Origin of the sequence: Natrinema salsiterrestre, assembly GCF_029502005.1 — an archaeon.
Taxonomy (GTDB): domain Archaea; phylum Halobacteriota; class Halobacteria; order Halobacteriales; family Natrialbaceae; genus Natrinema; species Natrinema salsiterrestre.
Map to the genome: position 1 here is coordinate 79,846 of NZ_JAMQOT010000001.1, position 21,675 is coordinate 101,520.

General features: G+C 65.3%; 25 protein-coding genes. 18 read left to right on the top strand and 7 right to left on the bottom strand.

What is annotated here, in order from left to right; translation table 11 throughout:
* Positions 1-159 precede the first annotated feature (159 nt).
* Positions 160-729 (top strand): SPW repeat protein, encoded by a 570-nt coding sequence (locus NDI89_RS00310; RefSeq protein WP_277519466.1) that lies wholly within the window; start codon positions 160-162, stop codon positions 727-729.
* Here the strand turns inward: NDI89_RS00310 and NDI89_RS00315 are convergent.
* A complete protein-coding gene (locus NDI89_RS00315; RefSeq protein WP_277519467.1) occupies positions 726-980 on the bottom strand; it encodes a hypothetical protein in 255 nt (84 codons plus the stop codon). The two genes, NDI89_RS00310 and NDI89_RS00315, sit on opposite strands and share 4 nt — an antisense overlap.
* A 145-nt stretch (positions 981-1,125) precedes the next feature.
* On the opposite strand from NDI89_RS00315, the gene NDI89_RS00320 reads away from it, so the two are divergent.
* The 3 genes from NDI89_RS00320 to NDI89_RS00330 all read left to right on the top strand — a co-directional run bounded on the left by NDI89_RS00320 (position 1,126) and on the right by NDI89_RS00330 (position 2,375).
* Positions 1,126-1,677: a hypothetical protein gene (locus NDI89_RS00320; protein ID WP_277519468.1), complete on the top strand. Its 552-nt coding sequence runs from the start codon at positions 1,126-1,128 to the stop codon at positions 1,675-1,677.
* An 87-nt stretch (positions 1,678-1,764) separates the two neighbouring features.
* Positions 1,765-2,169: a nuclear transport factor 2 family protein gene (locus tag NDI89_RS00325; protein WP_277519469.1), complete on the top strand. Its 405-nt coding sequence runs from the start codon at positions 1,765-1,767 to the stop codon at positions 2,167-2,169.
* On the top strand, positions 2,166-2,375 hold the full coding sequence (locus NDI89_RS00330; RefSeq protein ID WP_277519470.1) for a hypothetical protein: 210 nt from the start codon (positions 2,166-2,168) through the stop codon (positions 2,373-2,375). The genes NDI89_RS00325 and NDI89_RS00330 overlap by 4 nt, the downstream gene beginning before the upstream one ends.
* 23 nt (positions 2,376-2,398) lie before the next feature.
* Here NDI89_RS00330 and NDI89_RS00335 read toward each other — a convergent pair whose 3' ends face one another.
* Together NDI89_RS00335 and NDI89_RS00340 are read right to left on the bottom strand one after the other, a co-directional pair.
* On the bottom strand, positions 2,399-3,355 hold the full coding sequence (locus NDI89_RS00335; RefSeq protein ID WP_277519471.1) for a zinc-dependent metalloprotease: 957 nt from the start codon (positions 3,353-3,355) through the stop codon (positions 2,399-2,401).
* A gap of 75 nt (positions 3,356-3,430) precedes the next feature.
* Positions 3,431-3,745, bottom strand: coding sequence for a hypothetical protein (locus NDI89_RS00340; protein ID WP_277519472.1), 315 nt, complete (start codon positions 3,743-3,745; stop codon positions 3,431-3,433).
* 233 nt (positions 3,746-3,978) lie between these two features.
* On the opposite strand from NDI89_RS00340, the gene NDI89_RS00345 reads away from it, so the two are divergent.
* The 5 genes from NDI89_RS00345 (at position 3,979) to NDI89_RS00365 (ending at position 6,962) form a co-directional block, all read left to right on the top strand.
* On the top strand, positions 3,979-4,206 hold the full coding sequence (locus NDI89_RS00345) for an LSM domain-containing protein (protein ID WP_277519473.1): 228 nt from the start codon (positions 3,979-3,981) through the stop codon (positions 4,204-4,206).
* Positions 4,203-4,379, top strand: coding sequence for a 50S ribosomal protein L37e (locus NDI89_RS00350; protein ID WP_006179941.1), 177 nt, complete (start codon positions 4,203-4,205; stop codon positions 4,377-4,379). Before NDI89_RS00345 ends, NDI89_RS00350 begins: the two co-directional genes overlap by 4 nt.
* Positions 4,380-4,519: 140 nt before the next feature.
* Positions 4,520-5,710, top strand: coding sequence for a threonine synthase (locus NDI89_RS00355; protein ID WP_277519477.1), 1,191 nt, complete (start codon positions 4,520-4,522; stop codon positions 5,708-5,710).
* Positions 5,711-5,884: 174 nt separating this feature from the next.
* Positions 5,885-6,058, top strand: a complete 174-nt coding sequence (locus tag NDI89_RS00360; RefSeq protein WP_277519478.1) for a hypothetical protein — start codon at positions 5,885-5,887, stop codon at positions 6,056-6,058.
* Between the two features lie 202 nt (positions 6,059-6,260).
* Positions 6,261-6,962 (top strand): phosphoglycerol geranylgeranyltransferase, encoded by a 702-nt coding sequence (locus NDI89_RS00365; protein ID WP_277519479.1) that lies wholly within the window; start codon positions 6,261-6,263, stop codon positions 6,960-6,962.
* A gap of 139 nt (positions 6,963-7,101) precedes the next feature.
* Here NDI89_RS00365 and NDI89_RS00370 read toward each other — a convergent pair whose 3' ends face one another.
* Positions 7,102-7,887, bottom strand: coding sequence for an SIR2 family NAD-dependent protein deacylase (locus tag NDI89_RS00370; protein WP_277519480.1), 786 nt, complete (start codon positions 7,885-7,887; stop codon positions 7,102-7,104).
* 59 nt (positions 7,888-7,946) lie between these two features.
* Between NDI89_RS00370 and NDI89_RS00375 the strand changes: the two genes are divergently transcribed.
* Positions 7,947-8,093, top strand: a complete 147-nt coding sequence (locus NDI89_RS00375) for a hypothetical protein (RefSeq protein WP_277519482.1) — start codon at positions 7,947-7,949, stop codon at positions 8,091-8,093.
* A 69-nt stretch (positions 8,094-8,162) separates the two neighbouring features.
* Positions 8,163-9,467 (top strand): aspartate--tRNA(Asn) ligase, encoded by a 1,305-nt coding sequence (gene aspS / locus NDI89_RS00380; RefSeq protein ID WP_277519484.1) that lies wholly within the window; start codon positions 8,163-8,165, stop codon positions 9,465-9,467.
* Positions 9,468-9,656: 189 nt separating this feature from the next.
* Here the strand turns inward: aspS and NDI89_RS00385 are convergent, their stop codons facing one another.
* Together NDI89_RS00385 and NDI89_RS00390 are read right to left on the bottom strand one after the other, a co-directional pair.
* Positions 9,657-11,903, bottom strand: coding sequence for a methyl-accepting chemotaxis protein (locus NDI89_RS00385; protein WP_277519485.1), 2,247 nt, complete (start codon positions 11,901-11,903; stop codon positions 9,657-9,659).
* 252 nt (positions 11,904-12,155) lie between these two features.
* Positions 12,156-12,986 carry an esterase/lipase family protein gene (locus tag NDI89_RS00390; RefSeq protein WP_277519486.1) on the bottom strand — a complete coding sequence of 277 codons (831 nt, stop codon included), beginning with the start codon at positions 12,984-12,986 and terminating at the stop codon, positions 12,156-12,158.
* 297 nt (positions 12,987-13,283) lie between these two features.
* Between NDI89_RS00390 and NDI89_RS00395 the strand changes: the two genes are divergently transcribed.
* From NDI89_RS00395 to NDI89_RS00405, 3 genes are all read left to right on the top strand, one after another.
* Positions 13,284-14,111, top strand: a complete 828-nt coding sequence (locus NDI89_RS00395) for a pantoate kinase (protein WP_277519487.1) — start codon at positions 13,284-13,286, stop codon at positions 14,109-14,111.
* 326 nt (positions 14,112-14,437) lie between these two features.
* Positions 14,438-17,344 (top strand): DUF1508 domain-containing protein, encoded by a 2,907-nt coding sequence (locus tag NDI89_RS00400; protein ID WP_277519490.1) that lies wholly within the window; start codon positions 14,438-14,440, stop codon positions 17,342-17,344.
* A 220-nt stretch (positions 17,345-17,564) separates the two neighbouring features.
* The gene (locus tag NDI89_RS00405; protein WP_277519492.1) at positions 17,565-18,212 is read left to right on the top strand and encodes a helix-turn-helix domain-containing protein; all 648 of its coding nucleotides are present in this window, start codon (positions 17,565-17,567) and stop codon (positions 18,210-18,212) included.
* A 7-nt stretch (positions 18,213-18,219) separates the two neighbouring features.
* Here NDI89_RS00405 and NDI89_RS00410 read toward each other — a convergent pair whose 3' ends face one another.
* Positions 18,220-18,912 (bottom strand): class I SAM-dependent methyltransferase, encoded by a 693-nt coding sequence (locus NDI89_RS00410; protein WP_277519494.1) that lies wholly within the window; start codon positions 18,910-18,912, stop codon positions 18,220-18,222.
* A gap of 201 nt (positions 18,913-19,113) precedes the next feature.
* Here NDI89_RS00410 and NDI89_RS00415 point away from each other — a divergent pair, with 201 nt between their 5' ends.
* The 4 genes from NDI89_RS00415 (at position 19,114) to NDI89_RS00430 (ending at position 21,617) form a co-directional block, all read left to right on the top strand.
* On the top strand, positions 19,114-19,893 hold the full coding sequence (locus tag NDI89_RS00415) for a 4-phosphopantoate--beta-alanine ligase (RefSeq protein WP_277519496.1): 780 nt from the start codon (positions 19,114-19,116) through the stop codon (positions 19,891-19,893).
* Positions 19,894-19,986: 93 nt separating this feature from the next.
* A complete protein-coding gene (locus NDI89_RS00420) occupies positions 19,987-20,274 on the top strand; it encodes a HalOD1 output domain-containing protein (protein ID WP_277519497.1) in 288 nt (95 codons plus the stop codon).
* An 83-nt stretch (positions 20,275-20,357) separates the two neighbouring features.
* Positions 20,358-20,555 carry a hypothetical protein gene (locus NDI89_RS00425; protein ID WP_277519498.1) on the top strand — a complete coding sequence of 66 codons (198 nt, stop codon included), beginning with the start codon at positions 20,358-20,360 and terminating at the stop codon, positions 20,553-20,555.
* An 81-nt stretch (positions 20,556-20,636) separates the two neighbouring features.
* Positions 20,637-21,617: a tyrosine--tRNA ligase gene (locus NDI89_RS00430; protein WP_277519499.1), complete on the top strand. Its 981-nt coding sequence runs from the start codon at positions 20,637-20,639 to the stop codon at positions 21,615-21,617.
* The last annotated feature ends 58 nt before the right edge of the window (positions 21,618-21,675 follow it).

The window sequence follows — 21,675 nt, forward strand, 5'->3', positions numbered from 1 at the left end:
CGCGTTCGTTTCGGCCCGTTTCGTCCGCCGGGAGGATCGTTCCGTTCCGGCTTCGATCCCGGTAACATCGAGTTACCGACGGTCTCGGACTCGTTGGATCGCCGCGGCCACTGGAACGGGCGGGGCGCTTTTGCAATCCGGAACCGTACGCTCGGTGCCATGAGTGACCCGAACGGCGACGACCGTCGGACGAGCGACGAGTCCGAAACCGGAGCCGATACCGGGACCGACGGACCGACCGACCGACCTGAACGGGCGGCGGCCGATATCGACTCCGGCACCGGGGTCGGAGACGGCGAGCGCTCCGGCAGCCGCGATCCGCGCGGCGAACCGACACGAGTCGCAACCGAAGAACGGCGGCGCAAGATTTCGGTCCTGAGCCTGCTCGTCGCCGTCCTCGGCGCGTGGGTCGCCCTCTCGGTGCTCGTCTTCGAGACCACAGCGGCTCCGCTCTGGAACGACGTCCTCGTCGGACTCGTCGTCGCCCTCGCCGCCGGCTACAACTACTACCGAGTGACCAACGACGTCCCGCTCAGTACCGGTATCGCGACTCTCGTCGCCGTCCTCGGTATCTGGCTGATCGTCTCGGCCGCGCTGTTCGGGATGACGGGGGGCCTCTTCTGGAGCACGCTCGCGACCGGCCTCCTGATCGCTGGGGTGGCAGGATACAACGCCTACGAGGCCCGCGAAGCGCGGGCGGTCGCGACCGACTCCGGAGTGGAATCTTAGACCTGCTCCGGGCCGTACTCCGTCTCGAGCCGGTCGACGCGGTGTTCGGCGGCGTGGTGGCCCATCGCGACGATCGAGAACCCGATCATGACGACGGCGAAGGTGATCGAGACCGCCGGGGAGACGCCGTTGACGTAACTATTGAATACCTGACCGAGCGCCAGCGCGAACGGTGCCACCGTCAACAGCGAGCTCGTGGCCGGCGTAGCGCGAAACAGTTCGACGATCGAGAGTGAGTGGCGGCCGGACATTGGGAAACCAGTGGTTACGGTCACTTCGGGGGAACCACCGTATCCCTTTTGGTTCGAATCGGGTCGTACACCCCCACACAACCGTCACGTGGCGACTTTCGTCGTAATCGATACGTTCATTCTGCCGGCGCGCCAACCGCCGCGTATGCGGATTCGCGAGTGGCAGGACGTGCTCGAGGACGTCACCGAACGAAGCGTCGATCCGGAGGACTGGCGTGCAGTCGCCGGTGACCGCGCCGGCGGCGTCGGCGAAGACATGTACCTCGCGCATCCCCGGGCCGGCGTCTTCTTCCTGAAAACGTACGCGAAGAACCCCTACGAGGTCCGCGGCGTCGGCACGCGGGTCGCCCGTAACCTCGACGACGAGATCGGATCGTTCATGCCCGAGCGCGACTCGGGCGGCCGTTTCGCGGTCCAGTCGCCGCCCGACGACGAGGATCAGGCCGAGACGGTGGGGAAGCGCCTCGAGACGGTCCTCGAGACCCACGCGGACGCGCCGACCCGACCGCAGGACCTCTTCGACGACGTCATGGAGGCCCTCGAGAGTCCCGCGTTCGGGCCGATGGAGTACGACCAATACGATCGGCCCGACGAGCTCGAGGACCTCGCCGACCGGTTCGAGGAGGCCGACGAACTGCTGAACTCGGAGCTCGAGGACCTGATCGAAACGGACAAGGTCGATCGCGGCTTCATGTGAGCCCGTCGGAATCGACAGCCGCGCACGCGGCCGCCGCCTGCGTCTGCGTCCGGTGGCTCTTTGGGATCGGCCTGCGAGCGTAGAGCCATGTCACCGAGCACGAGCCCCGAGGCCGTGGTCCGCGACTATTACGACGCGCTCCGCGACGGCGACCCTCTGACCCCGTACTTTCTCGCGGACGAGTCGACCGTCAAGTTCGGTATCAGCGAGTCGCTGTTCGGCGGCGACGAGGTCGCCGCGGCCCTCGAGGAACAGACGGAGACGACTGCGGAGTGGCGCGTCGAAAGCCACAATCTCGTCGCGACCGAACGGGACGGGTTCGCGACGGTCGCCGACGAGGTGACGATGGCCTGGACGGACGCGACGACAGGAGAACGACACCGGTTCGAGAGCCGCTGGAGCGCCGCGTTAGTGAAACGGGAGACGGACGACTCGAGCGCGGGCGACTGGGGGTTCGTCTCGATGCACGTCAGCGCACCCCGCGAGCTATGAGTCGGGGGCGTGGATCCCCGCGCTCGGGCACCCTGACCGACGCTGCCGGCCAGCTCAAGGCCGCCTTCGTCCTGCTGGTCGGCCTCTCCGGCGGCCTGATCGCCGTCCAGAGCGACGCCTCGTTGCCGGTGATCGCCGCGGCGATACTCGGCGGTATCGTCGCGGGTGGCGCGTTGCTCTGGTATCTGATCTGGATCACGACGTAATTCGAATCGGGACGCGGTGTCGCTCAGCGGTCGACGCGCTGGATCCACGTCCCCGGCGCGTCGAGTTCGTCGTGGCTGGGGAGGTACTCCGGCCCGTCCCAGACCAGGCTCGCCGTCTCGAGGTCGCGGACGGCGACGACGTGTTCGAAGAAGTTCTTGCCGCGCTCGTACTGACGTTCCTTGAGCCCGAGGCCGAGCAGGCGACGGAAGAGCTTCTGGAGGGGGCCTCGCCCCTGCCGGCGCTCGTCGAGTTTGCGCCGCAGGTCCTCGTACTCCTCGTCAAACGCGTGGTCCATCAGGAGTTCGGCGTACCCCTCGACGACGGTCATCGCCGCGTCGAGATCCCGGAACGCGTCCCGGTCGAACGAGCCCTCCGAGAGCTTCGCGATCCCGTCTTCCATCCGGGTCTCGAGGTGGTCGGAGAGCCACGGCGCGGCCCCGAACTCGGCGGCGTGGGTCACCTCGTGGAAGGCGATCCAGCGGCGGAACCGGTCGGCGTCGACGTCGAGTTTGTCGGCGGCGTTGAGGATGTTCGGCCGGACGAAGTACAGCGCGTGCTCGTCCGTCGGCGCGTCGGCCAGCAGGAGGGGATCGTACTGGCCGAGGACGTTCCGGCCGAGGAAGGAGAGCAGAACCGTCATGGTCCCCGTGTTGATCGTCCGCGCGACCGCGGGGAACGCACCGGTGTGGGTCTCGAGCGTGCTCATGACGCGCTCGAAGGTGGCGACGTTGGCGTCGATCCAGTGGTGGCGGTTCTGGATCTCGACGGTCTCCGGGACGTCGAACTCGACGCCGGAGACGGTTCGCACGGCAGCCCTCGCATCCCGGACGTCGCGAGCGTAGGCCTCGCTCTCGCCGGGCTCGAGATCGATCGATCCGGGATCCGTCGCCGCTTTGGCGGCGTCGGCGGCCGACCGCCAGTCGATCGCGTCGTCACCGGACGCCCCGGCAACCGCCCGGGCGCTACGATAGAGATTCACGACTGTCCGTACGGCGAGGACGCGCAAAAGCGTTCGGCTCGGTCCGAGGGCGGCGAGCGGACCGCCGGCAGCCGATCAGTTGACGATGACGTCCGGTTCTTCTTCGGTCTCGAGGTCCGGTTCCTCCTCACCGCCGCGGAACTTCTTCGCGGCCGCGGCGATGGCGACGAGGACGACGAGCGCGACTAGTGCGCCGACGGCGCTCTTGCCCGCACCGCCGGATTCCTCGTCGGTCGACGCGTCCTCGTCGGTTTCGGCCGCGGGTTCGGATTCGGCCTCCGACGTCGACTCGATACCACCGATCGGCAGCGCTTTGCCGATCGAACCGAGGCCGAACTGTGGTTCGCCGTCGAAGTGCAACTCGATGAGGGTGAATTTCTTGTCACTCATACGTGGACGGTCAACGAGAGTTCACTTAGCCGTTTGGTTAGGTCTATCCTATTGATGCCTGCCGTACGGCGTCGGACAGCAGTCGTCCCCGTCCGATCGGTTCAGCGGTCCGAACCCCCTCCGTCAGTACGCTGTCCCGTGCCACCACCGCGCTCTCCGATACCGTCGTTCGTCCGCCCCTAATCGGAATCCGGACCGGTACGATTAAGTGTCCATCACCTGCGGTGTTGCGTATGAGTGGACGACCGCTGGACGTCCTCGAGGCGTCGCTCGGCGACCGCGTGACAGTGCGACTCAAGAGTGGCGACGAGTACGTCGGTGACCTCGCTGGCTACGACCAACACATGAACCTCGTCCTCGACGACGTGACGATTCCCGGCCCCGACGGGCTCGAGGAGGAAGCGCCGGTCGAAGACACAACCATTATACGCGGCGATAACGTCGTTTCGATCACTCCATGACTGGTGCAGGAACCCCGAGCCAAGGAAAGAAGAACAAGACGACCCACACGAAGTGTCGTCGCTGCGGAGAGAAATCGTATCACACGAAGAAGAAGGAGTGCTCGTCCTGTGGCTTCGGCAAATCCGCCAAACGCCGCGGATACGAGTGGCAGTCGAAATCCGGCGACAACTGATCTCTCCGTTCTCCCCTTCGATTCTGTCCGGTTCTCGAGTTACCACGTAGCGACGGGAATTTCGATACGAGGACCGACCATCGCCCGTTGCCCGGGTCGCCGATGAACAACCCTTAGTTCGGAGCCCCGAAGGGAGTCGTATGGAGACGACAGACGCCTTCGCCGGCCTCGAGTGTGTCGACTGCGGAGCCACCGTCGGCGCGACCGAGTCCCACCGGTGTCCGGACTGCGGCGGGTCGCTCGACCCGACCTACGAGTACGACGCGATCGATCTCGACCGGGAGACCCTCGGATCGCGGCCGCTGGACTCGCAGTGGCGCTACGACGAACTGTTACCGTTCGCCCGCGAGTCGGCGGTCACGACGAACGAGGGGGCGACGCCGCTGGTCGACTGTCCCGATCTGGCGGACGAGCTCGGCGTCGAACGGGTACTCATCAAAGACGAGGGCCGGAATCCGACGGGAACGAGCAAGGACCGCGGTGCGTCCGTCGCCGTCACCGCGGCGGCCCACCACGGCGCGACCGACGTCGCGCTCCCCTCGACGGGCAACGGCGGGCAGGCCGTCGCGGCCTACGCCGGCCGCGCGGGACTCGAGTCGCACGCGTATCTCCCCTCGCGATCCGGCTTCACGAACAAGGCCATGGTCAACGTCCACGGCGGCGACATGAACGTCGTCGGCGGCCGGTTCGGCGATGCCGTCGGCGCGTTCGAGGAGGGACTCGAGGAACACGACGACTGGTACTCCCTGCGGTCGTTCGACACGCCCTACCGCCACGAGGGCGCGAAGACGCTGTTCTACGAACTCGTCGAGCAACTCGAGTGGACCGTTCCCGACGCGATCTGCTATCCCACAGGGACGGGGACCGGTCTCGTCGGGCTCGGCAAGGCCGCGACGGAGTACCGCGACCTCGGGCTGATCGACGACCTGCCCGCCCTCTACGCCGCCCAGGCATCGGGCTGTGCGCCGATCGTCGAGGCGTTCGACGACGGCCGCGACGACCACGACCCCGTCGAACACCCCGACACCATCTGCGGCGAACTCGAGATTCCGGATCCCGCGGCCGGAGGGCGCGTCCTCGAGGCGATCCGCGAGACCGACGGCGGCGCGGTCGCGACGGAGGACCCGGACATCCTCGAGGCCGCCGTGCAGGTAGCCCAGACGACCGGACTCGAACTCATCCCGAGCGCCGCGGCGGCCGCGAGCGGCGCGTGGGAGCTCGCAGAGCGCGGAACGTTCGACGGCGACGAGACGGTCGTCGTCGTCAACACCGGCTCCGGCAACAAGGAGGCCGACGTGTTGCGCAGCCACCTGATGAGTCAGGGAGTCTAGCGTCGGTTCCACCTCGATTCGTGTAATACCGAGGAATATCGCAGGGTAGAGCACTTCGAGGCGGAAACGAGGGGGAACCATACGAACCGGTAGCAGGGACCAGGCCGCCGACGAACCCGAACTCTTTCACCGACAAAGCCTTGTTCGGGAGACGAGTAGACCGAGTGAGCATCAATGTGTGAACATTCACCAGAGTGTTCGAACGGGGCCTCGTGCCAGCTCGTCCTCGAGAACGGGCAGACTGGGCTCGAGACTGCCGAATACTACTGTAAAGCACACCTCGTGCTGCGAATCTGGGAAGTCGAAAACGACAGCTCCATGCGAGCCGTCAGCGCCGAACAATTGTAGTTCGGGCGAGCTCGTCGAACACTCTCTCAGAGGCCGCCGGTGTATCGTGGCGCGGTGCGCCGGTGGTCGCGACCGAATACGCTCGGATCAGGTCGACACTCGATCGAACCGGCAGGCCGTGGCTGATAGCAACTGAACGACGCGATCCTCGAGGCGGGGTCGTTCCGTAGCGCTTTTGCTGGTTGTCGGGAAACGACGCGGTATGACTACCCCGTGGGACGACTGGAACCACATTCTCAAGATCGACCCGGACAAGGAGTTACCCGAGGGCGTTACCTACGGTGATCTCTGTGCAACGGGCACCGACGCGATCGAAGTCGGCGGGACGATGGGTATCACCGAAGAGAACATGAGCGCCGTCATCGACGCCTGCGCCGAACACGACGTCGCCCTCTATCAGGAACCGTCGAATCCCGACGTCGTCCTCGAGGACGACGCGCTGGACGGCTACCTCATCCCGACCGTGTTCAACGCCGGCTCGCCGTTCTGGATCACCGAAGCCCACAAGGAGTGGGTCCGACTCGAGGGGGACCTCGACTGGGAGCGAACGACGACGGAGGCGTACATCGTGATGAACCCGGAGGCCGACGTCGCGACGCTGACGGAGGCCGACTGCGACCTCGGTGCCGACGACGTCGCCGCGTACGCGACGGTCGCCGAACACATGTTCGGGCAGGAGATCGTCTACGTCGAGTACTCCGGCATGCTCGGCGACGAAGGGGTCGTCGAAGCCGCCGCCGAGGCCACCGACGAGTCGACGCTGTTCTACGGCGGCGGGATCCACGACTACGACTCGGCGTACTCGATGGCCCAGTACGCCGACGTCATCGTCGTCGGGGACCTCGCACACGACGAGGGCATCGATGCAGTTCGGGAAACGGTCGAGGCGGCCAACGACGTCTGACGTCCTGACCGCTTCAGTGGCCGTTCGACCGGGTACCACTCGCTTCAACTGGTCTCGACTGATCTGTCGATCCGTTTCCTACGGGAGTACACGAGTCTCGTCGTCACCATCGATAGCGAAGCGACTGTCCGATTCCCCGTTACTCGAGGACGAGGTCCCGCAACCGAGGAAGGGCGTCCGTCACGTCCTCGCGATAGACGACGTCCGCGATACCGTCACACGGCGTCGACTCGAGATTGACGATCCCGACCGTCGCGCCCGACGACGCGGCGAGTCGTGGCAGCGAGGCGGCGGGCTCGACGACGAGCGACGACCCGATCGCGAGGAAGACGTCGCTCTCGCGGGCGAGCGATCGAGCGCGTTGAATGACGGCTCCCGGCAGCTGTTCGCCGAAGAGGACGACGTCCGGTTTGAAGACGCCCCCGCAGTCGCAGGTCGGCGGCAGTTCGCCGCCGGCCGCGCGCTCGAAGATCGGATCGCCGTCCCTGCGCTTTCCACAGTCGGTACAGCGAACCCGCTGGGAATTGCCGTGGAGTTCGAGGATAGTCGTCTCGTCGTCGGTATCCGGGCCGCCCGTTCCGTCACTGGCCGGCGCCGCCTCGCCGTGTAACCCGTCGGTGTTCTGAGTCAGAATTGCTTCGAGATTCTCGTTCCGTCCCATCGCGGCCAGCGCTTCGTGGGCCGCGTTCGGCTCGAACTCGCCGTCGAACATCTCCCGCTGTAACTCGAGGCGATCGGCCCAGAACCCCTCGGGATCGCGCTGGAATCGGCCGTAGGCGAACTGTCCTTCGTCGAATTTGTCCCAGACGCCGTCGTCGCCGCGAAACGTCGGCACGCCCGAGGGTGCCGAGATACCGGCCCCGGTGAAGGCGACGACCGTGTCTGCGCGTCGGACGTCGTCGGCGAGTCGCTCGAGGTCGTTCATACATCCCAGCAGTGTATCGGGCGACAAAAATACGAAGGACGAGGACGGTTCTTCCACCGATGACTGATCGGGATCCACTGGTCGAGCTCGTCGGACTACTCGACGACGAGCGTGTCGCGAACTGCCGAGAGCGAGCGCAGCAGTTTCGTCGGTCCGTCGACGAAGAGTGCGAACGGACTGCCAGAGCGCTCGAGCAGAGGGAGTGAATCCGATCGGCGAGACGAACGCGACTCCGAACGACTGCGTTTAAGTTCCGCCTGCGTGAATCGAGTGGTATGCAGGATAGAACCTACACTGCCGACGCCGAGCCGGGAGACCACGTGACGGTCGCCGGCTGGGTCCACGAGATCCGCGATCTCGGGGGCATCGCATTCCTGATTCTCCGGGACACCTCGGGCAAGATCCAGATCAAGTTCGAAAAGGACGAGATGGACGACGAGCTCGTCGAAACGGGGCTCGACGCCTCGCGCGAGAGCGTCGTCAAAGTTTCCGGCGCTGTCGAGGAAGAGCCGCGCGCGCCGACGGGCGTCGAAGTCACGCCCGACGCCGTCGAGGTCATCGCGCCCGCCGACCCCGAACTGCCGCTCGATCCCTCGGAGAAGGTCGATGCCGACCTCTCGACGCGACTGGACAACCGCACCCTCGACCTCCGAAAGGACGACGTTCAGACGATTTTCGAGATTCGCTCGGACGTGCTGCGGGCCGTCCGCGACCAGTTCCGCGAGTTCGACTGTACGGAGATCAACACGCCGAAGATCGTCGCGACCGGGACGGAGGGCGGCACCGAACTCTTCCCGATCACGTACTTCGGCGAGGAGGCCTTCATGAACCAGTCGCCGCAGCTGTTCAAGCAGCTGATCGCGGGCTCGAACGTCGAGCGCGTCTTCGAGATCGGTCCGATCTTCCGCGCCGAGGAACACAACACGCCCCGGCACCTGAACGAGGCCACTTCGATCGACTTCGAGGGCGCGTTCTGCGATCACACCGACGCCATGGACGTCGCCGAAGGCATCGTCAAAGCGTCCTACGAGGCAGTGCAGGAGAATTTCGGCGACGAACTCGAGGTGCTCGACCTCGCCGAGGACTTCGAGGTCCCGGAGGGTGAGTTCCCCCGTATCAGCTACGAGGAGGCCATCGAGCGCATCAACGCGACGGGCGAGCTCGACGAGCAACTCGTCTGGGGCGACGACCTCCCGACGCCGGCCGAGGAAGCCCTCGGTCGGGACGTCGGCGGTCACTACTTCATCACGGACTGGCCGAGCGAGATCAAGCCGTTCTACATCAAGGATCACGACGACGATCCCGAACTCTCGACCGGCTTCGACCTCATGCACCCGCGGATGGAACTGGTCTCGGGCGGCCAGCGCGAACACCGCCACGAGAAGCTCATCGAGGGCTTCGAACAGCAGGGCCTCGATCCCGACCAGTTCGAGTACTACACCAAGATGTTCAAGTACGGCATGCCGCCCCACGCCGGCTTCGGCCTCGGCGGCGAACGGCTCATCATGACGATCCTCGGACTCGACAACATCCGAGAAGCGGTGCTGTTCCCGCGGGATCGTCAGCGTCTGTCGCCGTAGGCGACAGACCTGAGAGCCAACGAGACGATTTTCATTTTTCGCATCGAGGGGACAGTGACAGCTCTCCCGACGCTGAACGGTGCCAAGAGCGTCCTCGAGCGCGTACAGGTGCGATCAGAACAGTCCACGAATTCATGCACAGAGACGGAGCGGGTGGCTACCGCGCAACGCGGCCGTCGGTCCGACCGCTCAGTCGTCTACCGACTGCGCCGTTGCCGTCGATGATCCACCGGTCTCGAACTCGTCGAGGTGCCGCTGCAGGTTGTTCGCTCGTTCGGCCAGTTGCGTCGCGCTCTCGGTCACTTCCGCGAGTGCGGACGTCTGTTCTTCGGCGGCGGCGGCGGCGGTACTCGCCTCCTCGGCGACGTGCTCGCTGAGGGACTCCGCCTCGTCGACCATCGTGACGATTTCCTGCGTTGACGCGGCCTGTTGCTCGCTGGCGTTCTTGATCTCCTTCGTCCCGTCGTAGGTCTGTTTGGCGTAGCCGGCGATCTCGTCGAGCGCATCGACCGCTCGCTCGACCGTCTCGGCGCTCGAGGCGATCCCCTGACGGGTCTTTCGCACTTCGGTCGCGGTCGTGTCCGTCTGCGACGTGATGTCGTCGACGAGCTGGTCGATCTCGTCGGCCGACGCCTTCGTCTCGGCTGCGAGCTCCTTGACCTCGGTCGCGACGGCCGTGAACCCCTCCATGTCCGATCCGTTACGGGAGGCCTCGATGTTGGCGTTCATCGCCAGCATGTTCGTTTGCTCGGCGACTTTCTGGATGAACTCCGTGATCTCGTCGACGCGGTCGACCTGCGCCTGGAGCTGTTCGATCTCGCCGACGGCGGCTTCCGCGTCCTCGTCGATCTCGTCCATCGCCTCGATCGCTGCGGTCGCTGCGGTCGTTCCCTCCTGGCCGGCTTCCGCCGTCCGCTCGGCGATCGTCGTCACTTCGTTGGACAGCGACGAGATCTCCTCGGTCGACGCCGAAATCTCCTCCATTCCGTCGGCGACGGCGCGGAACGTCTCGTGCTGGCGCTCGGTACTGTCGGAGATGCGCTGGACGGCCTGACTCACTTCGCCGCCGGCCTGCTGGACCTCTTCGGCGCTGGCGGTGACTTGCTGGCCGTGCGCCGCGACCTCGTCTGCGAACCGTTTGACGCCGTCGGTCGTTCGCTCGAGTTCGGCCATCATCTCGTTGTACTCGGTCGCGATATCGCTCATCGCTTCGTTCTGACTGTCCGCGTCCATCCGGCGCGTCAGATCGCCGTCGGCGGCCTGCTCCATCACGTCGCGGAACTCGGTCGCTTTCGCCTCGAGGTGGTCCGCGAGCGCCGCCAGTTCCCGACCCTTCCGTTCGGCTCGGTTCCGGGCCTTCTCGGACTTCCGGAGGTTCTCTCGAACCGAATCGCGCATCTCCGCGAACGCATCGTAGAGTCGCCCGATCTCGTCGCGTCGATCGCTCTCGAGTTCCGTCTCGAGGTTCCCCTTCTCGAGTTCGCCTGCTTTCTCAGCGAGCGTACCGAGCGAGTTACTCGTCGATCGGCCGACGACGACGCCGATGACACCGAGTCCGACCAGCGAGACGAGCACGAGCGCGATCACCGACTGCGTGATCTCCTGTTGCAGGGCGAACGCCTGAGCGGTCGGGATGTGCGTCATGATGACCCAGTCGGTCCCCTCGACCGGCGCGAAGCCCATCGACATGGTTTCGCCGCCCATCTCCATTTCGACGTAGTCGACCTCGCCGTCGAGGCCTCGCTTGACGGCCATCGATTCGGGTTCGCCGGACGAATCGACGTTCGGCTCCCCGACGCGGTCGTTGTGGTGGCTCAGCACGACGGTCCCGCTCGAGTCGACCACGTGGGTGAACGAGCCGCTCACGTTCGCCGGCTGCTCGAGGGAGTTCGACACCGTCACCAGGTCGAACTCGAGGACGACGAGCCGATCGTCGTCGCCGGCAGCTTCGGTGACGAATCCGGCCACGGGTCCGTCAGCGGTCTCCGACTCGTACGGACCGAAGAGCGTCGGTTCCCCGCCGCTGCGGTCGCTACTCGCCCACGGTGCGTCGGCCAGACTGCTGCCCTCGGCGTCTCCCTGCGTGCTCGCGAGCACTTCGTAGTCGGCCGCGTCGACGTAGTGAACGCCCGTAACGGCGGGGTCCATTCGCTCGTATTCCGCGTCGAACGTCGATCGGATGCGATCCGTATCGCCGCTCCGCACTGCGTCCGAGGACGCCAGGAATCTCGTTTGTCCCCGCCGGTGGTCGATCCATTCCGCGACGGACTCCGACTGCAGTTCGGTGGACTGAACCATCGTCGACTCCGTCTCGTCCGCGAGACTCGTCCCCGTCTGGACGTAAATCACGAATCCGATAGCAGCGACCGCGGCGACGACGACGAACAGTGCGAGAAGAAGCTTCAGCGCATAGCTACTCCGAATTCGGTCCCCCAATATAGTGGCCGGATTCCCCATGGTATATCCACTCGAACCATTATATGTATAAAAATCATTGGGTCATGATGATTGATGCATCGACCGTAACTGAAACCGTGTACGGGTATCAGTTATCTTCGCCGTCGCGATAATTGTATCTCGAGATTCCGGATACGATACTCCGATTCGGCGTCGGTCCACAGAACGATACCCGCGGTGTCGGTATGTCACGGAAACCGCGCGAACGCCCACGACTGACGTGGCGGGCGATCAGTCGCAGCTACCGCTGTTGATCGCCGCGGCGAGGTCCGCGCCGACCGCTCCGTCGCCGAGGTACTCGAGGTGGCCCCCGACGCTGCCGGTCACGTCGACGTCGGTGTAGTTCGCGGCCGGGTTACAACCCGCGCCCTCGGTCCCGAGGGCGGTGTCGCCGAAGCCACCGTAGGCCGAGCCGACCGTCGAGTCGTTCTGTGAGTGATAGTTTCGGACCTCGCAGGCGTTGCTGAGCCCGGGGTTCCACGGATCGCCACAGACTTCCGACCCGTCGGCGGCCGCGCCCAGGGGCGCGACGGTCTCGATCTCGTATCCCGAGCTCAGTTTCGTCGCCGTCCACAGGACGCATCGACCGCCGAGCGAGTGCCCGACGAGACGGACGTTCCCGCCGCCGTCGTCGTAGAAGTCTTCGACGAGTCCGGCGACGACCTCGCCGACGTCTTCGGTGTCGCTTTCGGCACCGTAGAAATTGAAATTCGTCGCCGGCCACTCGATCGCGGCGGTCGCGTTCGGCGAATAGCCGCCCGCCTCGAGCGAGTCGAGCACGTCGGTGGCCTGGCTCGAGACGGTGGTATCGCCGAACCAGCCGTGGATGAAGACGAGCAGTTCGTCCGTGACCGGAAGACTGCCGTCGGCGCTCCAGCCGAACCAGCCGTCGTCGACCGAGATCACGTCGGGGCCGCCCCACTGTGCTGACGCCGAGGTGGACGCTGCCGCCAGTCCCGTCCCGCCGACGATCGCCGTCCCGGTCGCTTTCAGGAGCGTTCGTCGGTTCGTCGTCGATTCGTCCGTTGCCGGCCCGTCGCCGGGCGTGCCGTTAGTTATCATACTGCAACCCATGCAAACACGTACCGATCATTGACGTTTCTTTCTCCATACGAAGTACATTTATAAGTGAACGAAGCGAACCGCACGATACTCGACGCGAGCGGGAGACCGTCTCCGCATCCTCGGCAGATACTCGACCGCGAACCGGGTCGTTCCCTTTTCGTGAACGCTATCGATCGCCCCGCCACCTGTCTCGAGAAACGCATCACCGGCCCGAACCGGACCCGCAATCGAGCGATCGACGGACCGGAGCGGAACCTTCAAGATTATATCGCTCGGGCCGAAAGCGGGGTCGTAATGCGCGAGGAGGCGACGGCGTTCGTTCCCGGACATGTCACGGGGTTTTTCAGCACTCACCCGGACGAGGATCCGACGAAAGCCGGCTCACGAGGTGCGGGACTGACGCTCACGGACGGTGTCGAAGTAACGATCGAACCGGCGACGGAGTCAACTATCGTGCTCGACGGGGAGGAAATCGAGGTCGATCCGGTGACGACCGTGCTCGAGACGCTCGACGCGAGCGCCCGCGTTGAGGCCGATTCCGATCTCCCGATCGGTGCCGGGTTCGGTGTTTCGGGGGCGCTAACACTGGGCACAGCGCTCGCGGTGAACCGCGTGTTCGAACGCAAGCTCTCGATGAACGAACTGGTCACCATCGCTCACGGTGCCGAGGTACAGGCCGGCACCGGGCTCGGTGACGTAGTGGCGCAGGCCCACGGGGGCGTCCCGATTCGCCTCGAGCCGGGCGGGCCACAGGACAACAAGCTCGACGCGATCCCGACGCGGGCGCGCATCGAGTACGTCTCATTCGGCGAACTCTCGACCGCCGACGTGCTTTCGGGCGACACCGACCAGCTGACGGCGGCCGGCAAGGAGGCACTTTCTCGGGTCGTCGAAGAGCCGACGCTGCTGTCGTTCATGTACGCCTCGCGGTTGTTCGCGCGCGACGCCGAGTTGCTCACCGAACGGGTCATCGAAACCATCGCTGACGTCTCGGCCGCGGAGGGACAGGCGTCGATGGCCATGCTCGGCGAAACCGTCTTCGCGCTGGGGACCGGCCTTTCCGACGCCGGCTACGAGCCGTCCGTCTGTACGACACATCCTGCGGGCGCGGTGCTCAAGTGATCACATTCGTTCGAAATATGGTCGATTAGAAGATATCTCAGCAATAGATCACCAGACGGCGGGGGGTGAACAGTGATTCGATGGCCGCTCCACTGACGAAAGCGCCATCCGTCCGTCATCGCTGAAGCGCGTTCGTCAGTTTGACCTGTGGAACCGTTCTATCGATAACCGTTCTCGGTCCAGAGAGTCACGGATCGGTTCTTGTTTCTCGACAATCGTTTTACGGACGAAGAGCCCGAAAATATTGCCGATTATATGTGACAAAAACACAATAGGAAGCCAGAACTTTATTATGATTCGTTCAAGTTATCCGTTCAAGTTTGGCAATGGCTTCACGCACTGACATACACCACAGACTGTTTCGGCTGTACGAACGGTACGTCGGCGAACCCGACTCGAGCAAAGACGTTTACGGGTACTGGCTGTTCATCGTCGGGTATATTATCGGCGCTGCCGGGGTGGCAACGTTCGTAATCGGATACGCGGGTGAGGGGTACAACTATACGGTGATCAGGATCGCGGGGGTGACGGCCGCGACGGGACTCGCCTTCTGTCTGTTCGGTATCGTGCTCATGCTACCGGTACGGCGACGCGGGATTCAGGCCAGTGTCGTCGGACTCCTCGTCGCGCTGGGGGGCGTCGGTTTCTTCGGGTGGGCGTATCCGAACAACTGGCGGGAACTCGGCGTCGACTACAGCGTTCAGGTGATTACGGTTTACACGGTCGGTATCGGGATCATCGCGGGGGTCACTGCCCTCGTTCCCATCCTGACGGGACGAAAGGGGATGTTCGTCGAAGAGGAAGGGACGAGCGAAGATCCGCCGATCATGACGGGCGACGCGATGGAAGGCGCTCAGTTCGCCGTCTTCCGCGACGAGAACGGTGACTGGAAGTGGCACGTCCTCCACCTCGAGGCGCTGGCCCAGAGCAACGAGAGTGCCGTGACGCGACCGGACGCCTCTGAAGGGATCGAGCGCGTCAAATCCCAGATCAGCTCCGCGGGGCTGATGGAGCTGACGACGTCGGCGTTCCGACTCTACGAGGACCGCGACGGCACCTGGCAGTGGACGCTCGCCCGCGACGACGGTTCCATCGTCGGCTCCTGTGCCGGCGAGTTCGACCAGCGCGACGGTGCCGAGGAATCGGTGAGCTTCCTGAAAGACCGCGGTCCCGACGCGGACGTGATCGAGATCGAAGGGGCAGCGTTCACCTACGAGGAGCGGCGCGATCAGTGGCACTGGCAACTGGTCGACGACAATCGAAACCCGCTCGCCGCGAGCGAGTCCGGCCATTCGACCCAGGAAACAGCCGAGGAGGACGCTCGGGAGTTCGCCGAAAAGTTCGATCAGGCGCGGGTCCTCGACATCGACACCATCGGCGTGGAACTCTGCGAGCAGGCGAACGGCTGGACCTGGCGGTTCGTCGACGCGGCCGACGACGTCCTCGCGACCAGTACCCACGAGTTCAGCTCCCGGCGCTCGGCCGAGGAAGCCGCCGAATCGCTCCTGCCCGACCTCGAGTCGGCGTCGATCACCGTCTCCGGCGAGCCGACCTACGAACTCTACGAATCGGACGAGGAGTGGCACTACCGACTCGTCGACGAAGCCGAACACGTCATCGCGCGCGGTCCCGACGGAACCGCCGACAAGGGGAGCTCCGAGCAGTGGGCCCGGCAGTTCGGTGACAACGCCGCCGAGGCGGACGTCGTCGAGATCGAACCCGCGGAGTACGAGGTCTTCCAGGCCGACGACGGAAGCGCCGCCGGAAGCGCGGCCTCTACGTCGGACGGGACGCTCGCCGAGACGATCGACGAACCCGAACCGGCGGCCGACGGTGGAACGACGAGCGCCGACGCGGTGCCGGACGGCGAGGACCCGTGGCACTGGCGGCTCGTGACGGACGACCGCGACATCATCGCCGCGAGTACGGAACCCCACACCGACGCCGATTCGGCCACGGAAGCGATCGAGCGGGTCCGTCAGCAGGCCAACGAGGCCGACCTCATCGAGTTCGAGAACGCGGCGTTCCAGGTCTACGAAGCCGACTCCGGCGAGTGGCGCTGGCGGCTCATCGACGAGGACGGCAACGTCCTCGCGGACAGCGGCGCGGAGCACACGTCCCGTAACGAGGCGTCCCAGGCGATGATGACGCTGAAAGAGCAGGCTCCCGAGGCCGAACTGCTCGAGATCGAGACCGCGGCGTTCGAGCTCTTCGTCAACGAGGACGACGAGTGGGGCTGGCGGCTCATCGACGAGGGCGGGAAGCTCGTCGCCGAGGACCCCAACACCCACCCGACCCGCGACGCCGCTCGCGAAGCGATGAACCGACTGCTCGAACACCTCGAGTCCGACGTGCGGACGATGGACAATGCGATCTTCCAGACGTACGCGACCGAGGACTGGCACTGGCGGTTCGTCATGCCGGACGGCGAAACCGTCGCGCTCGGCGACGAGGCCCATCCGACCCGCGACGAGCTGGTCGACGGCCTCGACGACGTGCGCGAGGCCGCCGCGTCGGCCCGTCAGTACACGATCGGCAACGTGTCGGTCCAGCTCTACGGAAACGGCGACTGGCAGTTCCGCCTGCTCGACCGCGACCGCGAAGAGATCGCCGACTCGGACGTCTCCTACGCCGACCGCGACGCGGCGACGGCCGGCGTCGAGGATCTCCAGCGACACGCGACCGACGCACCGATCTTCGCGATCGAAGAGGCCGCGATCCGGCTCGACGAGGAGGACGGCTGGTCCTGGGACCTCGTCGACCGCGAGCGCGACGTGCTGGCCAACGGGGTCGGCACCGCCGAGACCAAAGACGACCTCATGGACGACGTCGACACAGTCCGTCAGCTCGCGCCGAAGGCCGGCCGCGTCGACTTCGACGTCGCGTCCTTCGAACTCGTCGCCAACGAGGACGACCGCTGGCACTGGCGGCTCATCGACGAGGACGGACGGACCGTCGCGACCGGGTCCGAGACCTACGAGACGACCGAAGACGCCCGCGAGGCCCTCGAGGACGTTCGCGATCTCATCGAGGCGGCGAGCATCCTCGAGATCGACAGCGTCTCCTTCGAACTCCACATCGCGGAGGACGGCTGGGTCTGGCAGCTCATCGACGAGTACGGGACGACGATGGCCGAGAGCACGCAGACCTACGAGACGCGGACCGCCGCCCGCGAAGCGATGAACGACGTGAAAGCGCAGGCCCCCGACGGCTGGATCACGTTCACGGAGTGATCGCGACAACGGTTCGAATCGCTCGCTGACTGACCGCTTTTCTGATTTCTTCGATCGGTTCATTCGCTCGAGGCGGGGCAACTCGAATCTCGGGGATCGATCCGTACCGGAACTATCGCCGGACGGAACGTCGGCACAGATCGGTGTCTACCGCGACGAGACGTGGAAACTCATCCGATAGCTATCGGGGTTTATCTGCTTCGGTCGACATACTCGAGCCATGAAATCGATGCGCGTCGAACTGGAGTACGCGCCGGAAGCGGTTTCACCGCTCCACGAGGTGATCTGCGAGTCGCCCCGCATCGAGCGAGAGGTTATCGTGGGCGGGCAGGCGGTCGACGGCGTCGAGACGATCACGTCGTTCGTCTACGGCGATGCCGAGGCCTACGAGTCGCGACTGGCCGACCTGGAAACCGTCTTGGAGTACGATATCACGCCGGCCGACGGCGGGTTCTTCTGCTACCTCCGCCGAGAGCTCGACTCTGAAGGCGTCTCGCTGCTGAACGCGCTTTCCAAAGAGACCGTCGTGGTCGTTCCGCCGATCGAAATTCGAGCCGATCGGACGATCCGACTGACGGTCGTCGGCCACTCGAAGGCGCTGACGGCCGTCCTCGACGAAGTCCCAGAGAGACTGACACTGGACGTCCGCTGGGTGAGCGAAGACGTAACGGTCACCGAACCGTCCGTGACCGATCGACAACTGGCAGCGCTCCGCGCGGCCCGCGACGTCGGCTACTACGAAATTCCGCGAACGGGCGGAATCGAAGCGGTCGCCGACGAACTCGAGTGTGCCGTCTCGACGGCGTCGGAACTCCTCCGTCGAGCCGAGGCCACCGCGGTCGACCGCGTGCTCGATGCGGGACCGTAGGCACCGATCAGTCGGCCGCTCGTTTCGCGCAGAGTGCCGTGTACGCGGTGCCGGCGAAGTGCGTGTCCGCGAGTTCGCACGTATCGAAGACGGCCTCGAGCGACCCCGCGACGTCGCCGTCGGGATTCCAGTTCGCGTACCAGCGGAAGAACCGCCGGATGAGCGGATTCAGTACCCGAAGGGGGCCGCTCGGAGCCGGCCGAACGTCGACGACTGCGAGGCGTGCACCGGGGACGAGTGAGCGGTAGACGTTCTCCACGGCGCGTCGGACGTCAGGCATTACGGACAGCGAAAGCGATGCGAGCGCCGCGTCGAAGGGCTTGTCGAACGCGACGACCGTCGCGTCGGCCTGCCGCACGCTGACGTTCTCCCAGCCGTGGGCCTCGATGCGCTCGCGCGCGTTCGCCACCATGCCCGGGCTGTAATCGACGGCGACGAGTTCGCCGTCCGCGCCGATCTCCTCGCGGATCCGCTCGAAGTTGACGCCCGGGCCACAGCCGACCTCGAGCACGCGATCGACCGGTTCGAGGGTCAGCCGGTCGATGGCCGCCTCGCGAATCGGCTCGAAATCCCGCTCGCTCTGCCCGTAGTAGTCGCTCCATCGGTTCCAGACCGTTCGACTGCGCTCGAGGTGCGCCTCGTACTGGCCGTCCGAACGAGACGTCCCGGTCGCAGTCCGGTCCCGCTGTTCCGTGGCCATACCGGTACGTGGTGCGACTCGGCCGAGTCTCTGTTCCCGAAACCTATCGGGTACTTATATTGTAACGATCGCGACCGGTGCGGCAGCTCGTGGTCGGCAGAGTCACCAAGCCAGCGGATCCCGATCGAGCGGTCGGTCGGCCGAGCGGTTTCTCCGCGACCGATCGGGCCGTTTTTTATCGCCCCAATCCAGTGGTCGATCGTGAGCGATTACGACACCGTCTCCGCCGAGGTCGAGCACGAGGAGGAGATCCCGGAGGATCACCCCAGATACCAGGACTTGATCACCCGCCATCGGATCGAGAAGGGCGTCGAGAAGGGAATCACGCACCTCCAGGGGATGCACGCCGAGGGACGAGGCAGCGCGTTCGACTACCTGCTCGGTGAGGAGACGATCCCGAGCGCGAACGACGCGGAACGGGCGGCCGCGGCCCAGCTCCTGCTCGCCGATCATCCCGTCCTCTCGATCAACGGCAACGTCGCGGCGCTGGTCCCCGCCGAGATGGTCGCCCTCGCCGATGCCACGGGCGCGGACCTCGAGGTCAACCTCTTCAACCGCACGCCGGAGCGACTCACGGCCATCGCCGAACACCTCCGCGAACACGGTGCGGACGACGTGAAGGGACTCGAGGCCGACGCGCGGATCCCGAACCTGGATCACAAGCGGTCGAAAGTCGACGCCGAGGGGATCTACGAGGCCGACGTCGTGCTCGTCCCGCTCGAGGACGGCGACCGGGCCGAAGCCTTAGACGAGATGGGAAAGACCGAGATCGTGATCGACCTCAACCCGCTGTCGCGATCGCCGCAGGTGGCCGACGTGCCGATCGTCGATAACATCATTCGCGCCGTGCCGGCCATCACCGAGCACGCGCGGGAACTGGCCGACGCGGACGACGACGAGCTCCAGGCGATCATCGACGACTTCGACCGGGAACGGGCGCTCGAGGCGGCCGAGGAACGGATTCGATCGGGCGATCTCTGACTGGCAGTATCCGACTCGTGTTCCATGCGGGCGCGTGACACGCACGGGCCAGTACAATCGTTATGCGCCCTGGGTCCGATGTCTCCACCACTGATGAGCGAGCCGATCGATGCCACGAACGAAGACGTCGTGCTACAACGGCAATTGGACACCGATCAGGGCGATCAGATGGTTCAGCTCGTCGAACTCATCGCCGATATCGACGACGTCGAGCCGACGGAACTCTCGCCCATCTATCGCGATATCGATAGCCTCGTCTCCAACTTTTTCGGGTCGCAACCGCCGTCTCGCGGCGACGCCACCCTCGCATTTTCCTATCGTGGATACCGGATCCGTATAAAACGGGACGGCAGAACGACCGTTCACGAGGTCTCCGCGTAGCGGCCTCGTTCCGAGACGGGGTCGCATCGCTGTCGGTAACGCGAGACCAACTATTATCTATCACTGGTTCGAACAGTCGACCGATGCCATCGCTCGAGCCACCGTGTCTACGATCGGAGCACGCCTCCCGCGGCGCGGCCGAGGGAGCGAAACTCGGCGGCAAAGTCGGCGGCGTCGCCGGCCCGGCGGGCGGTGCCGTCGGAGCCGGCGTCGGCGCGGCGACCGGCTACCTGGCCGGCACGGCGCGCGATCGCGTCGAAAACGTCCTGAAGCCGTTCTGAGCGCCCCGGTTCGACCGCTCGCTCGAGTCGGAGCGAGCGCTTTTCAGGAGGTATAAATTCCTCCTCCGGTTTCCCTCCCACATGGACGCCTACGAGCTGCTGACGCGCAACGCCGAGGAGGTCGTCACCGACGAGGAGGTCCGCGACCTCGCCGAGGATCCGGCGGGGAAACGCGCCTACGTCGGCTACGAGCCCTCGGGCGTGCTCCACCTCGGCCACCTCCTGACCGCGAACAAACTCATCGATCTCCAGGACGCGGGCATGGAGGTCGTCGTCCTGCTCGCGGACGTCCACGCCTACCTCAACGAGAAGGGGACGTTCGAGGAGATCCGGGACACCGCCGAGCAGATGAAAGCCCAGTTCCTCGCCTACGGGCTCGACGAGGCACAGACGGAGTTCGTCTACGGCTCCGAGTTCCAGCTCGAGGAAGAGTACACCCTCGATCTCCACCACCTCGAGCGCGAGACGACGATGAACCGCGCCCAGCGCGCGATGGCGGAGATCCAGGGCGACGAGACGGCCAAGGTGAGCCACCTCGTCTACCCGCTGATGCAGACGCTGGACATCGAGTACCTCGACCTCGATCTGGCCGTCGGCGGGTTGGACCAGCGGAAGGTCCACATGCTCGCCCGCGAGAAGCTGCCGGAACTCGACTACGACGTCCGGCCGGCGATCCACACGCCCATCGTCGCCGACCTCACCAGCGGCGAAGGCAAGATGTCCTCGAGCGAGGGGATCAGCATCTCGATGGAGGACTCGACCGAGGAGCTCGAAGAGAAGGTCAACTCGGCGTTCTGTCCGCCGACGCGGGAGCCGGAGGACGACCTCGAGAACCCCGTCCTCGAGCTGTTCGAGTACCACGTCTTCCCGCGGTTCGAGGAAGTCGTCGTCGAGCGGCCCGACAAGTACGGCGGCGATCTGACCTACGAGGGCTACGAGGACCTCGCCGAAGACCTCGACTCGGGCGAACTCCACCCCGCCGACGCGAAGGGGACGCTCGCGAGCTACCTCGACGAACTGATCGCGCCGGGCCGCGAGAAGCTTCGCGAACTTCGATCGTAGACGCCGACGCTATTCCCCGACGAGGTCTCGAGTCACACGTTTCTCGGGCGGAGCCGAT